Annotated in this window: 13 protein-coding genes; 7 read left to right on the top strand and 6 right to left on the bottom strand. The window is 37.9% G+C overall.

The window, feature by feature from the left end:
* Positions 1–41 precede the first annotated feature (41 nt).
* The 4 genes from DQN23_RS05715 (at position 42) to DQN23_RS05700 (ending at position 2,844) form a co-directional block, all read left to right on the top strand.
* Positions 42–770 (top strand): pseudouridine synthase, encoded by a 729-nt coding sequence (locus tag DQN23_RS05715; protein WP_111712896.1) that lies wholly within the window; start codon positions 42–44, stop codon positions 768–770.
* An 83-nt stretch (positions 771–853) separates the two neighbouring features.
* Positions 854–982: a DUF4044 domain-containing protein gene (locus DQN23_RS05710; protein ID WP_003065505.1), complete on the top strand. Its 129-nt coding sequence runs from the start codon at positions 854–856 to the stop codon at positions 980–982.
* Between the two features lie 85 nt (positions 983–1,067).
* A complete protein-coding gene (gene obgE / locus DQN23_RS05705) occupies positions 1,068–2,381 on the top strand; it encodes a GTPase ObgE (RefSeq protein ID WP_111712895.1) in 1,314 nt (437 codons plus the stop codon).
* 280 nt (positions 2,382–2,661) lie between these two features.
* Positions 2,662–2,844: a hypothetical protein gene (locus tag DQN23_RS05700; protein WP_020917026.1), complete on the top strand. Its 183-nt coding sequence runs from the start codon at positions 2,662–2,664 to the stop codon at positions 2,842–2,844.
* A 391-nt stretch (positions 2,845–3,235) separates the two neighbouring features.
* Here the strand turns inward: DQN23_RS05700 and DQN23_RS05695 are convergent, their stop codons facing one another.
* The 3 genes from DQN23_RS05695 to DQN23_RS05685 all read right to left on the bottom strand — a co-directional run bounded on the left by DQN23_RS05695 (position 3,236) and on the right by DQN23_RS05685 (position 7,020).
* The gene (locus DQN23_RS05695) at positions 3,236–3,715 is read right to left on the bottom strand and encodes a rubrerythrin family protein (RefSeq protein ID WP_278540990.1); all 480 of its coding nucleotides are present in this window, start codon (positions 3,713–3,715) and stop codon (positions 3,236–3,238) included.
* 360 nt (positions 3,716–4,075) lie between these two features.
* Positions 4,076–4,816, bottom strand: coding sequence for an amino acid ABC transporter ATP-binding protein (locus DQN23_RS05690; RefSeq protein WP_006532575.1), 741 nt, complete (start codon positions 4,814–4,816; stop codon positions 4,076–4,078).
* On the bottom strand, positions 4,816–7,020 hold the full coding sequence (locus tag DQN23_RS05685) for an ABC transporter substrate-binding protein/permease (RefSeq protein WP_111698916.1): 2,205 nt from the start codon (positions 7,018–7,020) through the stop codon (positions 4,816–4,818). The genes DQN23_RS05690 and DQN23_RS05685 overlap by 1 nt, the downstream gene beginning before the upstream one ends.
* A gap of 187 nt (positions 7,021–7,207) precedes the next feature.
* On the opposite strand from DQN23_RS05685, the gene uvrB reads away from it, so the two are divergent.
* Together uvrB and DQN23_RS05675 are read left to right on the top strand one after the other, a co-directional pair.
* Positions 7,208–9,199 carry an excinuclease ABC subunit UvrB gene (gene uvrB, locus DQN23_RS05680; protein ID WP_111698914.1) on the top strand — a complete coding sequence of 664 codons (1,992 nt, stop codon included), beginning with the start codon at positions 7,208–7,210 and terminating at the stop codon, positions 9,197–9,199.
* An 18-nt stretch (positions 9,200–9,217) separates the two neighbouring features.
* A complete protein-coding gene (locus DQN23_RS05675) occupies positions 9,218–9,682 on the top strand; it encodes an 8-oxo-dGTP diphosphatase (RefSeq protein WP_111712894.1) in 465 nt (154 codons plus the stop codon).
* A 121-nt stretch (positions 9,683–9,803) separates the two neighbouring features.
* Here DQN23_RS05675 and DQN23_RS05670 read toward each other — a convergent pair whose 3' ends face one another.
* The 3 genes from DQN23_RS05670 to DQN23_RS05660 form a co-directional block, all read right to left on the bottom strand.
* Positions 9,804–10,640: a sugar ABC transporter permease gene (locus DQN23_RS05670; protein ID WP_013852034.1), complete on the bottom strand. Its 837-nt coding sequence runs from the start codon at positions 10,638–10,640 to the stop codon at positions 9,804–9,806.
* Positions 10,640–12,007, bottom strand: coding sequence for a carbohydrate ABC transporter permease (locus tag DQN23_RS05665; protein WP_111712893.1), 1,368 nt, complete (start codon positions 12,005–12,007; stop codon positions 10,640–10,642). Before DQN23_RS05665 ends, DQN23_RS05670 begins: the two co-directional genes overlap by 1 nt.
* Positions 12,008–12,136: 129 nt before the next feature.
* Entirely contained in the window at positions 12,137–13,396 is a 1,260-nt protein-coding gene (locus tag DQN23_RS05660; RefSeq protein ID WP_058814058.1) for an extracellular solute-binding protein, read from the bottom strand.
* 346 nt (positions 13,397–13,742) lie between these two features.
* On the opposite strand from DQN23_RS05660, the gene DQN23_RS05655 reads away from it, so the two are divergent.
* The gene (locus tag DQN23_RS05655; protein ID WP_058814057.1) at positions 13,743–14,771 is read left to right on the top strand and encodes a LacI family DNA-binding transcriptional regulator; all 1,029 of its coding nucleotides are present in this window, start codon (positions 13,743–13,745) and stop codon (positions 14,769–14,771) included.
* The last annotated feature ends 1 nt before the right edge of the window (position 14,772 follow it).

The raw sequence follows: 14,772 nt of genomic DNA, 5'->3' as shown, positions 1-14,772 counted from the left end.
AAATGGTACAATGAAAGTATCATATTAGTAAAAGGAAATATATGCGTTTAGATAAATTTTTAGTTGAAGTAGGTCAGGGCTCACGCACAGAAGTCAAACAGCTTCTTAAGAAAAAGCAAGTCTCTGTCAATGGAAAAATCGAAACCTCTCCTAAGACACAAATCGATGAAAAAGTAGATCAAGTCATTTGTCGGGGACAAAATCTGTCTTATGAAAAATACGTTTATTACATGCTTAATAAACCAAAAGGGGTCATTTCTGCAACCGAGGACAATCATCATAAAACGGTCCTAGATTTGCTGGATAAGACAGCTTGGGATAAAGAAGCCTTTCCCGTTGGGCGATTAGATATTGATACTCATGGGCTTTTGCTTTTAACAAATAATGGTAAACTTGCTCATGTTATGCTTTCGCCTAAAAAGCATGTTGATAAGTTGTATCGTGCTAAAGTAGCTGGGATTATGACAGCAGAAGATGTCGAACGTTTTGCTAAAGGCATCGAGTTGAAAGATTTCACGTGTCAACCAGCGCAACTAGAGATTTTAGAAATTGATGAAGTTACAAAGACAAGCTTAGTTGCTATCACAATCAAAGAAGGAAAATTCCACCAAGTCAAACGCATGGTTTTAGCTTGTGGCAAGGAAGTCACAGATTTAGAACGTTTGAGTATGGGGCCATTACAGTTGGATGAAAATTTATCACTCGGTGAGTGGCGTCGATTGACAGCAGAAGAGCTAGCGAAACTAGAAATATTTGACATTGAATTGTAAATTTCTTGCAGTACTTATTTGATTATTTAGCCTAATCATGTTAAGATAATAGTAATAAAATCAATTGAGCGAGGTGTATTAAGGTGGCATTTGGTGAAAACGGACCACGTAAAAAAACAGCGTTTGAAAAACTGACTTTAGTAGTTGTTATCTTAATGGTTCTAGTAACTGTAGGTGGTCTTATTGCGACTGCTATTGGTTCAATTATTTAAAGAACGCTGAAGAGGCGTTTTTTTATGCTTTTGCACATCCAATTTTAATGCAATTGTTATTACAATGAAAGAATAGGAATTAATAATGAGTATGTTTTTAGATACTGCCAAAATCAGCGTTAAAGCTGGTCGTGGTGGTGATGGCATGGTTGCCTTCCGTCGTGAAAAATATGTCCCTAATGGCGGTCCTTGGGGAGGTGACGGTGGTAAAGGTGGTTCAGTCATCTTTAAAGTTGACGAAGGACTTCGTACATTGATGGACTTCCGTTACAACCGTATTTTTAAAGCTAAATCTGGTGAAAAAGGGATGACAAAAGGAATGCACGGACGTGGTGCAGAAGACCTTATTGTTCGTGTCCCACAAGGAACAACTGTTCGTGATGCTGAGACAAATAAAGTTATCACTGACCTTGTTGAAAATGGTCAAGAATTTGTTGTGGCTCATGGTGGACGCGGTGGACGTGGTAACATCCGCTTTGCGACACCACGTAACCCTGCACCAGAAATTGCCGAAAATGGTGAACCAGGTGAAGAACGTGAACTTCAACTTGAATTAAAAATCTTGGCTGATGTTGGTTTGGTTGGGTTCCCATCAGTTGGTAAATCTACATTACTAAGTGTTGTTACAGCTGCTAAACCCAAAATCGGTGCTTATCACTTTACAACAATTGTGCCTAACCTTGGTATGGTTCGCACAAAATCAGGTGACAGCTTTGCTATGGCTGACCTTCCAGGATTAATTGAAGGAGCTTCACAAGGTGTAGGTCTTGGAACACAATTCCTTCGTCACATCGAGCGTACACGTGTTATCTTGCACGTTATCGACATGTCAGCAAGTGAAGGTCGTGACCCTTACGAAGATTATGTTTCAATCAATAATGAACTTGAAACTTACAACCTTCGTTTGATGGAACGTCCACAAATCATCGTTGCTAACAAAATGGACATGCCAGAAGCAGAGGAAAACTTGAAAGTCTTCAAAGAAAAATTGGCAGCAAATTACGATGATTTCGATGAAATGCCAATGATTTTTCCAATTTCAAGCTTAGCTCACCAAGGTTTGGAAAATCTGATGGAAGCAACAGCAGAATTGCTTGATAAGACTGATGAATTCTTGCTTTACACTGAAGATGACATGATTGGTGAAGAAGTTTACTACGGATTTGATCCAGACGAACGTCCGTTTGAAATTTCACGTGATAACGATGCTGCTTGGGTATTGTCAGGTGAAAAACTTGAAAAACTCTTTGTCATGACAAATATGGAACGTGATGAATCAGTTATGAAATTTGCCCGTCAATTGCGCGGTATGGGTGTCGATGAAGCCCTTCGTGAACGCGGTGCTAAAGACGGAGATATCGTTCGTATTGGTAACTTCGAATTCGAATTCGTGGATTAATATAAGATACAAAGTCCGTTAAGCGAGCAAAGCAAAAATAGGAATTTTAACGAAGAACAATGAGCTCTAGATAAAATTCCCTTTTTTGCTAGGCTCGTAGGACGTGTTTGATTGATATGTTAGCTGTTACTAATTGGTATACTAATTAACAGTTGTGGCAAGCTCTATGGAGCGTTGCCTAGGCATCTTACTAGTTCGAAAATGGATTAGTATTTTACGTAGTAGCGGGTGTTTATCAACGATAACAAGTTTTATAGATATATTTAAATGGGAGGTTCTTATGGGTGATAAACCGATATCTTTTCGAGATAAAGATGGTAATTTTGTATCAGCAGCCGATGTTTGGAATGCTGAAAAGCTAGAAGAACTTTTCAATACTCTTAATCCAAATCGACGTTTGCGTTTGGAGCGCGAAAAATTAGCTAAAGAAAAAGCAGGCGAAGCAGAAGACCAAGAATCTTAATCTGTACCCCTACTTAAGCTCAGCTTCTTGGCTGGGCTTTTTTAGTTGTTGTTATAGCTGTTGTTAACTGAGGTAAGCAGTGAAATATTTTAACTGATTAATTTTTAGCATAAGAGCCTCTCTTTCAAAAAAACACACTCTACCATAGTAGGTAGAGTGTGAATCTCATTATGGTCAACATTAAAAATACCCAACACGCCTGATGGATAAGCAAGAGAATAGAGAAGTGCACTAAAAACAAAACCTGATATGGTATACCAAAACGTTTTGCTCTTAGTTGTTCATCGTTAAATATCCTCCTACTTGATTTGCTTTCATTTTAGGAAAAGGATGCTCTTTTTGTCAAAGAATATACGAAAATCCCCAGTCAAAAAGCTGAGGATTTTTGAAATTAATAATTTTCAGCTCGAACTTCGAAGTAGGATTGAGCGTGAGCGCAGACTGGGCAAACTTTTGGTGCTTTTGTACCAATAATAATGTGACCACAGTTGCGGCATTCCGAAATCTTAACTTCGCCCCTTTTAAAGACCGTAGCAGTTTCGATATTTTTGAGAAGAGCACGGTAGCGTTCTTCGTGGTGCTTTTCAATTTCAGCAACCATGAGGAATTTTTTAGCAAGTTGAGGGAAACCTTCTTCTTCGGCTGTTTTGGCGAATTCAACGTACATATCTGTCCATTCGTAGTTTTCACCATCTGCAGCAGTTTCCAAGTTTTCGGCAGTATCACCGATGCCAAAGAGTTCTTTATACCACATTTTGGCGTGTTCTTTTTCGTTGTCAGCAGTCTTCAAGAAAAGTTCTGCGATTTGTTCAAAGCCATTTTTTTGCTCTTGAAGCAAAGAAAGTGTATTTGTTGCGTGCTTGAGATTCACCAGCAAATGCAGCTTATAAATTTTTTTCGTTTTGAGTACCAGTATACTTAGACATATAAAAGTCCTCCTTATATTAAACAGTAGTTGCCTACTGATTTTACACAGAAAAAAGTTATGGATTTGCTACCTTGGCGCTCTTATCTCGCTTAAAAAGGAGTTTTCTATCAATATAAGTGAGGTAATCCCTAAGCTATTAGGGTGAGGTTTAGTTTGTAGCTTATCTTGATAATTTACCTTCAGTCTACCAAAAGCAAAAATGGAAGTCAAAGTTTTAATAAAGATTGTTAAAAGAAAATATTGTCATTTGGTCAATATGAAGGCATCAAAAAACTAGGTCTTAAAACCTAGTTTTTTGATTTATTAGACGTTCAATACTTTGTTCAAGAAGTCTTTTAGACGTGGGTGTTGTGGGTTATCAAAGATTTGCTCTGGTGTTCCATCTTCAATAAATTGTCCACCGTCTGTAAAGATGACACGGTTGGCAACTTTACGAGCAAATCCCATTTCGTGAGTAACGATTAACATGGTCATGCCTTGCTCTGCCAAGTCTTTCATAACACCAAGAACGTCACCAACCATTTCTGGGTCAAGTGCAGAAGTTGGTTCGTCAAAGAGCATGATATCAGGATTCATTGCCAAGCTACGTGCGATAGCGACACGTTGTTTTTGACCACCAGATAGGCTATCTGGTTTGGCATCGCGTTTATCAGCAAGACCAACTTTTGCAAGAAGTTCCATAGCGTGTTTTTCAGCATTTTCTTTGCTTTCTTTTCCTAATTCGATAGGAGCGAAAGTGATGTTTTCAAGAACAGTCATGTGTGGGAAAAGGTTGAAGTGTTGGAATACCATACCGATGTTTTCACGAACTTTATCGACGTCAGTATTTGGATCAGATAGTTCATAACCGTCGACAATGACTTTACCACTTGTGATTGTTTCAAGAAGGTTAAGCGTACGAAGGAAAGTTGATTTACCAGAACCAGAAGGTCCAATGATGCAGACAACATCACCTTCGTGGAATTGTGTTGTAATTCCTTTTAAGACTTCATTATCTCCATAAGATTTATGCAAATCTTGTACATCAATTTTTAATTCTGCCATTATTTAAGCCTCTTTTCTAGACGTTTTGCTAAACGAGTCAAAAGGGTGATCATTACAAGGTAGATGATTGCTAAGATAGCGTACATTCGGAATGATTGGTAGTTACGTGCAATAATGATTTTACCAGTTTGGAAGAGTTCAACAAGACCAATTGCAGAAACGATTGTTGTATCTTTAAGTGAGATAACAAATTGGTTGATGAAGTTTGGTAACATTAAACGAACTGCTTGTGGCAAGATAACTTTTTTCATTGTCTTACCGTATGAAATACCAAGGCTTCGACTTGCTTCCATTTGTCCTTTTGGAACAGCTTCAATACCACCACGAACGATTTCAGCGATATAAGCACCAGCATTCAATGAAAGAGCGATAGTAGCAGCAAGGAAGTCATTGATTGGGCTTTGGTGTCCTGTCATTGATTCAATGAGGTTCGGAATTCCCCAGAAGATGAATGCAGCAACAATCATCAATGGAATACCACGTACGACGTCAACAAAGATTGCTGAAATTGTACGAAGGACTTTGTTTGGAGCAACTGCCATCATACCAAAGATGATACCGATAACCATAGCGATTGCAAATGAAATTAGTGTTAGACTAAGAGTTGTTCCAAGACCTGTAAGTAATTGTGAGTAGTTGTTTTTGATAAGTCCCCAAATTGTTGTTTCATCAACGCTTGATGATGTTGATTTTTTAGAATCAGTTGAACCAAGGTATTTGCTTACGATTTTATCGTATTCACCTGATTTGACAAGTGCAGCAAGACCGTTGTTGAACATTTCAAGCAATTCTGGGTTAGCGCCTTTGTTTACGGCAAATCCGTATTCACCAGATTTTTCACCATCGATTGGTGTATCAAAGTTACGACCTTGTTTGATAGCATAACGAAGGACAGCTTCATCATCCATAAGGGCTTCGATTGAACCAGAGTTCAAACTATCATACATTGTAGATGCTTCATCAAAGGCACGAAGTGTGTAGCCGTATTGAGCAGCGTGTTCTGACAACCATGTGTAAGATGATGTACCATTTTTGGCACCAACAGTTTTACCGCTTAAGTCATCGTATGATTTTACTGAGCTTTCCTTTTTAACAGCAAGCAAGATGTTTGAAGTGTAGTAAGCATCTGAGAAATCAAAGATTTCTTTACGCGCATCAGTGATTGACATACCAGCCATAACACCATCAGCTTGACCAGTTTGGACAGCGTTAAGTGCTGCATCAAAACCTGGGTTTGAGATTTCAATGTTAAAACCTTGTTGTTTTGCGATAGCTTTGATTAAGTCAACGTCGATTCCTTCATATTTACCTGAGTCATTTTGGTATTCAAATGGGGCAAATGAAGAATCCATAACGATTTTATAACTTGATTTGACTGGAGTTGCTTTTGCAGAAGCGTCACCAGATAATTTTAGGCTGCTTGAGGCAACAACACTTGATTGATCAGCAGCTTTATCAGAATCACCGAGCCATTTTGCCATGATAGCATCGTAAGTACCATCTTTTTTCATTTCAGCAAAAGCTTGGTTAAATTCGTCGATGAGGTATTCGTATTTGCTTCCTTTTTTAACAGCAAAAGCGAAGCTTCCGACTTTTTCACCGTCGATGTTGATAGCGTAGTTTTTACCTTGGCTAATAGCGTATTGGACAACAGGTTGGTCATCCATAGCAGCGTAGATAGAACCAGCATCTAGGCTGTTGTTCATCAAGTCGCTTGTATCAAAAGTTTTGATTTTATAGCCATATTTATTTTGATTTTCTTTAAGGAATGCTTGTGCAGCAGTTCCGTTTTTAACACCAACAGTTTTACCTGACAGTTGTTTATAGTTAGACACTTTAGCATCACTACGAGTGTAGACAACAACAGCTGTATCGTAATAAGTATCTGAGAACGTGAAGACTTTTTTACGAGCTTCTGTGACTGTTGTACCAGCCATAAGGGCATCGGCTTGACCAGCTTGAACCGCATTAACTGCTGCGTCGAAACCAGGGAATGTCATATCGATATTCCAACCTTCTCGGTTTGCGACTTCGTTAATAATGTCAACGTCAATACCTTTATAAACTTGATCTGAATCTTTGAATTCGAATGGGGCGTAAGCTGTGTCTGACACGATACTAATTGTATCAGCGTTAGCATTTGCACCAAACACAAAGATTGCAGAAACCATTGCTAGCATAATAGCTTTCAATTTGTGCTTCATGTTAGTCTCCTTTAGAATAGATTACATTAATTATATCAAAATTCAGACACTTAAGCAACTTAAGTTTTATCTCATGTTAGAAAACCTAACATGAGAAGCAAGAGTGAAGAAGAAGCCATATCAAATGGGAGTATTTTACCTTTATTTATGATAAAATGAAGGTAATAAAGATAGTTTGAGGAATACTATGATAGATAGAATAGAAGATAATCATTTTAAATTAGTCTCAAAATATGAGCCTTCTGGTGATCAGCCACAGGCAATTGAGACTTTAGTTGATAATATTGAAGGGGGAGAAAAAGCTCAGATTCTTCTCGGAGCAACAGGTACTGGTAAGACCTATACGATGAGTCAAGTCATTGCTAAAGTTAATAAACCAACCCTAGTTATTGCTCATAACAAGACCTTGGCAGGTCAGCTCTACGGGGAATTCAAGGAATTCTTCCCAGAAAATGCGGTTGAGTACTTTGTGTCTTACTATGACTATTACCAACCCGAAGCTTATGTGCCATCAAGTGACACCTATATTGAAAAAGATAGCTCAGTCAATGATGAAATTGATAAGCTACGCCACTCAGCAACGTCATCGCTTCTAGAACGAAATGATGTTATTGTCGTTGCGTCCGTATCATGCATTTATGGTTTGGGGTCACCGAAAGAATATGCGGACAGTGTCGTCAGTCTTCGTCCAGGTCAGGAAATCTCACGTGACCAATTATTAAATGACTTGGTTGATATTCAATTTGAACGAAATGACATTGATTTTCAACGTGGTCGCTTTCGTGTGCGCGGTGATGTGGTTGAAATTTTTCCAGCCAGCCGAGATGAACATGCCTTTCGTGTCGAATTCTTCGGTGATGAAATTGACCGTATCCGAGAAATCGAAAGCTTGACAGGTAAAGTTTTAGGTGATGTTGATCATTTGGCGATTTTCCCAGCAACCCACTTCATGACCAATGAAGAACACATGGAAGAAGCCATTCAAAAAATTCTAGCAGAAATGAAAGAGCAAGTTAAGCAATTCGAAGCTGAAGGCAAACTCATTGAAGCACAGCGTATTCGCCAAAGGACAGAATATGATGTCGAAATGCTTCGTGAGATGGGCTATACAAATGGTGTCGAAAACTATTCTCGTTATATGGATGGACGTTCAGAAGGTGAGCCACCATTTACTCTACTTGATTTCTTCCCAGAAGACTTTTTGATTATGGTTGATGAAAGTCACATGACTATGGGACAGATTAAGGGAATGTATAATGGTGACCGTTCACGTAAGGAAATGTTGGTTAACTATGGCTTCCGCTTGCCAAGTGCACTTGATAACCGTCCGCTTCGTCGTGAAGAGTTTGAAAGTCATGTTCACCAAATTGTTTACGTCTCAGCGACACCTGGTGATTATGAACTAGAACAAACCGATACTGTCGTTGAACAAATAATCCGTCCGACAGGTCTACTTGATCCTGAAGTGGAAGTACGTCCGACGATGGGGCAAATGGATGACCTTCTTGGTGAAATCAATGCTCGTGTTGAAAAAGGTGAACGTACCTTTATCACGACATTAACTAAGAAAATGGCAGAAGATTTGACAGATTACCTCAAAGAAATGAGTGTTAAAGTCAAATACATGCACTCAGATATCAAGACTTTGGAACGTACCGAGATTATTCGTGATTTGCGTTTAGGTGTTTTTGATGTTTTGATTGGGATTAATTTGCTGCGTGAAGGGATTGACGTGCCAGAAGTTAGCTTGGTCGCTATCCTTGATGCGGATAAAGAAGGTTTCCTTCGAAATGAACGAGGTCTGATTCAAACGATTGGTCGTGCAGCTCGTAATAGCGAAGGACATGTTATTATGTATGCTGATAAGATTACAGAATCTATGCAAAAAGCTATGGATGAGACGGCACGTCGTCGTGAAATTCAAATGCGTTACAATGAAGAACATGGTATTATCCCGCAAACAATCAAGAAAGATATTCGTGATTTGATTTCAATTTCTAAAGCAAACGAAACAGACGTTGCTGAAGACACACCTGACTACAGCAGCATGAATAAAACTGAACGTAAAGAAGCTATCAAGAAACTTCAAAAACAAATGCATGAAGCTGCTGAAATGCTTGATTTCGAGCTCGCTGCTCAATTGCGTGATATGGTGTTGGAATTGAAAGCAATGGATTAGAAGGGAAAATGTAAGAAAATGTCTCGTGCACAACGTGTGATTTTAACTAATATGTGCTTAATTAAAGATGGCAAAGGCAATGTCGTCATGCAGGTTCGTGACCCAAAACGTTATCCTTGGTCAGGCTATGCTCTTCCTGGAGGACATATTGAAGCTCATGAAGGATTGGTAGAATCAGTTATCCGTGAGGTTAAAGAAGAAACAGGTTTAAACATTAAAAATCCTCAGTTAGTTGGGATGAAACATTGGTATACCAAAGAAGATGAACGTTACTTAGTCTTTCTATACCGTACATCAGATTTCGAAGGTGAGATGCATTCGACCGATGAGGGAGAAATTAAATGGGTAGCCAGAAAAGACTTACCTAATCTTGACTTAGCTTATGACATGTTAAATTTGCTACGTGTTTTTGAAGAAGATAACCTCAATGAACTCTTTTATCGTGAACGCTTAAAAGACGATTTCTTACGCGAATTTTGGTAAGAATAATAAGTTTTCTTCCTATTAAATAACCAGATTTTAAACAATCAAAAAGCCTGGGACAATTGTTCCAAGCTTTTTTTGATAATTAATAATAGAAAGGGAGAAGAGATTGAACTTCTTCTTATTTAACTGAACCACCAGTAATGCCTTCAACGTAGTATTTTTGCATAAACATGAAGAGCAATGTGATTGGAACAGCGATAAGAACTGAACCAGCAGTGAATGACATGAACCAGTCATTGATGGTATCTTGTTGCAACATTGAGAATAGGCCAATGGCAACAGTGTATTTACTTGTCGCATCACCTAGGATAACCTTAGCAAAGATGAAATCAATCCAAGGACCGATGAAAGCCATAAGCGCTGTGTAGACAATGATTGGTTTTGAAAGTGGGAGAGTGATTTTAAAGAAAATATCAGCGCGAGTAGCTCCATCGATCATGGCAGATTCATCGAGTGAGTAAGGAATTGTATCAAAGAATCCTTTAGCAATGTAGAATCCAAGTGCTGCACCAGCAGAGTAAACTAGGATAAGCGCAAGCAATGTTTGGTCAAGGTTGAATGCTTTTAAGATGTAGTAAACAGCAATCATACTCATGAAACCAGGGAACATATTAAGCACAAGTGCTAATTTCAAAAAACCATTGCGGTGTTTGAATTTGATACGACTAAGTGAGTATGCCATAGCAACGGTGATGAATGTTGAAATTACACAAGTAGCAGAAGCGACGAATAATGTATTCAAGAACCATTGCCCGAATGGAAAGGCATCTGAAGTAAATAGTTTAATGTAATTATCTAGCGTCCAAGTTTTTGGAATGAAGTAGTTAACGTATGCTGTTCCTTCGCCACGGAAGCTAGTAAGAACAACCCAAACGATTGGAAAGAGCCAGATGATTGATAAAACAATCAATAAAATATAGACAAAAGTCAGTGTTAATCGTTTTTTGTTTTTCATTATTTAGCAACCCCTTCCTTGTAAGAATTTGTTCTTGTGTAAGCCAAGAGACTAAATACAGCAGAAAGAACAAAGATGAGAATACCGATAACAGAAGCAAGGTTGTAGTCAGCTGCAGTAACTGTTAAGTTGTAGAGCCAAGTAACAAGCAAGTCTGTGCTACCAGCTTGGTAGAAGTTAGAGTTAGTAGGACCACCACCAGTAAGAAGGTAGATAACGTTGAAGTTGTTGATGTTACCAATAAATTGTTGAATCAAGTTTGGCATCATCACAAGTAAGATTTGAGGGAATGTGATTGATTTAAAGATTTGGAATTTATTGGCACCATCGATTTCAGCGGCTTCAATTTGTTCTTGTGGAAGGTTCATGATAATACCTGAAGCGACAAGCATTGTGACAGGAATACCTACCCACATGTTAACGATGATGATTGAGAATTTAGCCCAAAGTGGATCTGACAAGAAAGGCAATGGGTTTGCAGCAGAGATAAGTCCGACTTTTTCAAGGAATGCATTGACTGGACCAGCATCACTGAGCAAGTTTCTCATGATAAGAAGAGAAATGAATTGTGGTACGGCAATTGTGATAACGAAGATTGTACGCCACATTTTTTTCAATTTCAAACCTTTAGTATTGATAATAAGTGCTAAGACAATACCAAAGAAGAAGTTTGTTACTGTAGCAAATACTGCCCAAATCAAAGTCCAAGAAAGAACTGGGAAGAATGTTCCTGCCATACGACCGTTAAAGATATTACCGAAGTTAGCAAGACCAACCCAGTCAAATAAACTTTTCGGTGGTAGGTGATTGTGGTCATAACTTGTGAAGGCCAAACAAATCATATAAATTAATGGCAAGATAGTGAAGAGAAGAACCCCAATCATTGGGACTGCCATCAAAGTCATGTGGAAACGACCGTTTGCCAATGTTTCAAAGTCTTCTTTAAAGGTAGGAACTTTCAAACCTTCTTTATCGATGACATAAATATTTCTAGCGCTCTTAAGGTTACACCAATAAATGTAAGCAAAGACAAGGCAGAAGATAAGAGAAGCAAGACCGAAAATAAGCATTAACATTGAGTTATCGCTATCAACAGCAACCTTCATCTTAATCCCATTGACGGTTTGTTCAACAAGACCTTGTTGGTGAGTTCCCAGAGTGATTAATCCTTGCAAGTTTAGAATAATCTGAGAGAAGAAAGTGATTAAGAAAAGAATCTCTGATAGTAAAAACAAACAACCTTTAATAATCTGTTTATGGTAAAGATTTGAGAATCCCATAATCAGAAATGACAGTTTGGTATCAAATTTTCCCTTTTTAAAAGCCTCAGTAACTGATACACTGTCAAAATAGTGTGAATTAGTCATACAAAACTCCTTTTATTAATCTTGTTGGAAGTCACTGCTAAAAATTTAATCTTAAAGTTCTTAGCAATAACTCCGACAAGAGTTTCCCTAAAAATAAAGTGGGGATGTAACTCCCCACTTTAGAACATCTTACTTAGCGTTAGCTAAATCTTTGTCAAATTGTTGCAATTTAGCGAGGTAGTCACCACTTTGAATTTTACCATTGTAGACATCGCTGAGAAGTGCAGCGCTTTCAGTCCAGAATGTAGTCATTTGACTAAGTTTAGGTGTTACGACAGTGTAGCCTGATGATGAAGCCATCTTGATAACTGCTTGAGCCAATTCATCTGATTGAACTTTATCTGATGATTGAACTTCTTTGTTAGCAGGAATAATGTTACGACCTTCATAAGTGAATTGGTTTTCTTGGCTTTCTGCACTAGTAAGCATAGAAGCAAGTTTGTAAGAAGCAGCGATACGTTTTGTATCTGAACCTGCAGGAGCTTGGTTAACAGCGAAGAGTTTCACACCAAGGAAAGCTTTTTGTTGTACTTCGTTACCGCCGATTGAGATTTTTGGATAAACAGCGATACCAAGGTTATCTTTACCAACAGCATCTTGTGCAGCTTTAAGATCCCAAGGACCTGATTCAAGTGAAGCAACACTTCCGTCACCGAATTTAGACATTGCATTTTCAGCAGTCAAGTTAACGAAACCTTTGTTTGATTTTTGATCAGCAATCCATTGAAGAACTGATACACCAGCATCGTTACCCCAGTTAGTACCGTCAACGGTTTCACCATTTTCACCAAATAGTGTATCACCGACTGACATGAAGAGTGGAGCAGTTGCGTAAGCGTTCATAGCTTTGAATGTTGCACCAAAAGTTGCTTTGCTTGTGATTGTTTCATAGTTAGCAACATCGTCAGCAGAAAGTTTTGATTTGTTATAGAAGAGAACTTGTGATTCGATACCAAATGGGAAAGCGTAAGTTTTACCATTGTATTTTGCACCAGCTACTGCTTGATCAGTATCGTTAGTAGCAATTTCTTTGGCATAATCTTCAGGAACTTCTTGGATAACACCAGATTCAACTAGTTGACCAAGTTGATCGTGTGGAAGTGAGAAGACATCAGCAGCTTTTTGCGGGTCTTTTTTAACGTTTTCTTGTGCTTTTGAATCGTTTGATTCAACCATCTTAACGGTGTAGCCAGATTCTTTTTCGAAATCTTTAACAATAGCAGTGTAAGATTTTTTAGCACCAGTTGGTACCCAAAGTTTGATTGTCTTGCTGTCAGATGCAGAAGACGATTTAGTTGATGAGTTATTTGAGCAAGCAACTAAAGCGCTTCCGGCAAGTGTTAAACCTGCACCAGCAAGGACCATTTTTTTCCATGTGTTGTTCTTCATAAGTTTCCCCTCCTAGAGAAAGATTAGTAATATTATTTACACCTATTCATTATGCAACCGTTTGCAGTTAATGTCAAGCATTTTTTGTAAAAAAAGTTTAAAAAACTTTAAAGGTCAAATAAAAAAACTGATAAAAAGAGCATCAATCTGATATATACTATTCAGTTTTTACTATAAAATAGCCTGAAAAAACAATAACATTCTAAAAAATATCACAAAATAAAGCAAACAATTGTAGAAAAATCTTATTTATGTATAATAGGGGATAAAAATAAGAGTTTTTACCTCTAAAACCTTGTCAGTACAGTAAATCTATTATAAAATGTAAGATGCAAAGGAGACTTAGATGGTTACAATTAAAGATGTAGCGGCTAAAGCTGGCGTCAATCCTTCGACGGTTAGCCGTGTTTTGAAGGATAGTAAATCCATTTCTCAGAAAACAAAAGACAAAGTTCGGAAAGCGATGGCAGAGTTAGGTTATGTTCCTAATGTAGCTGCCCAAATGTTAGCCAGTGGGTTAACGTATAATGTTGGTTTTATTTTTCCACCGTTAATCACACCAGATCGTTTGAACGAACCATTCTTTATGCAAATTCTTTCTACTATAACTAGTGAAGCGAAATTAAATGATTTTACGGTTTCTATTGCAACCGGTATGACAGTTGATGAATTAGAAGAACAAGTAAAATTAATGTATCGCCAAAAGCGAGTAGACGGATTTATTATCTTATACTCTGATCCAGAAGATCCAGTTCGTAAGTATCTGATGGATAATAATGTACCTTTTGTGATTGTCGGTGCTCCCGAAGGTTTCGAAAATGATATTACTTACATAGATAATGATAACCAATTGATGGGTAAAAAAGCAGTTGAATATCTTTATCAAAAAGGACATCGTGAGATTCTATTTGTTACGGATGATTTAAAATCTGAAGTGTCATCAGAACGTTATTTTGGTTATCTTCGAGGTATGGAAAAGCTTGGTTTGACAATCGATAAAGCACTTTTGTTTGATCGTAGAGATCCAATGATTATGGAAGCATTAATTGAAAAAATTGAATCAAGTAAAGCAACGGCTCTGATTGTAATTGCTGATACAATTTCAGTTCGATTAGTACAGTTCTTATCTTATTATCAATTGAAGGTTCCTGATGATATTTCAATTATCACCTTCAATAACTCAGCCTATTCCACTTTGATTCACCCTTATATGACAACATTTGATATTAATGTTGCTAATTTGGGCCGAACTAGTTTCAGACGATTGGTCGAATTGATTAAATCTCCTGAGACAGCGATTACTGAAAAAATCATTGTTCCTTTTACCTTGAGAGAGCGTGAAAGTGTCCGTCAATTGCATGTTGAAGACAAATAAA

Source organism: Streptococcus lutetiensis, assembly GCF_900475675.1.
GTDB lineage: Bacteria > Bacillota > Bacilli > Lactobacillales > Streptococcaceae > Streptococcus > Streptococcus lutetiensis.
Note: the sequence above shows the minus strand (reverse complement) of the source record. Positions and strands in the feature narration are given on the sequence as shown.

What these genes read in the sequence shown, in the direction of transcription:
- uvrB (WP_111698914.1), top strand. Translation starts at nt 7,208, where the DNA reads ATGATAGATAGAATAGAAGATAATCATTTTAAATTAGTCTCAAAATAT.
- DQN23_RS05675 (WP_111712894.1), top strand. Translation starts at nt 9,218, where the DNA reads ATGTCTCGTGCACAACGTGTGATTTTAACTAATATGTGCTTAATTAAA.
- obgE (WP_111712895.1), top strand. Translation starts at nt 1,068, where the DNA reads ATGAGTATGTTTTTAGATACTGCCAAAATCAGCGTTAAAGCTGGTCGT.
- DQN23_RS05670 (WP_013852034.1), bottom strand. Translation starts at nt 10,640, where the DNA reads ATGAAAAACAAAAAACGATTAACACTGACTTTTGTCTATATTTTATTG.
- DQN23_RS05715 (WP_111712896.1), top strand. Translation starts at nt 42, where the DNA reads ATGCGTTTAGATAAATTTTTAGTTGAAGTAGGTCAGGGCTCACGCACA.
- DQN23_RS05665 (WP_111712893.1), bottom strand. Translation starts at nt 12,007, where the DNA reads ATGACTAATTCACACTATTTTGACAGTGTATCAGTTACTGAGGCTTTT.
- DQN23_RS05685 (WP_111698916.1), bottom strand. Translation starts at nt 7,020, where the DNA reads ATGAAGCACAAATTGAAAGCTATTATGCTAGCAATGGTTTCTGCAATC.
- DQN23_RS05690 (WP_006532575.1), bottom strand. Translation starts at nt 4,816, where the DNA reads ATGGCAGAATTAAAAATTGATGTACAAGATTTGCATAAATCTTATGGA.
- DQN23_RS05655 (WP_058814057.1), top strand. Translation starts at nt 13,743, where the DNA reads ATGGTTACAATTAAAGATGTAGCGGCTAAAGCTGGCGTCAATCCTTCG.
- DQN23_RS05700 (WP_020917026.1), top strand. Translation starts at nt 2,662, where the DNA reads ATGGGTGATAAACCGATATCTTTTCGAGATAAAGATGGTAATTTTGTA.
- DQN23_RS05660 (WP_058814058.1), bottom strand. Translation starts at nt 13,396, where the DNA reads ATGAAGAACAACACATGGAAAAAAATGGTCCTTGCTGGTGCAGGTTTA.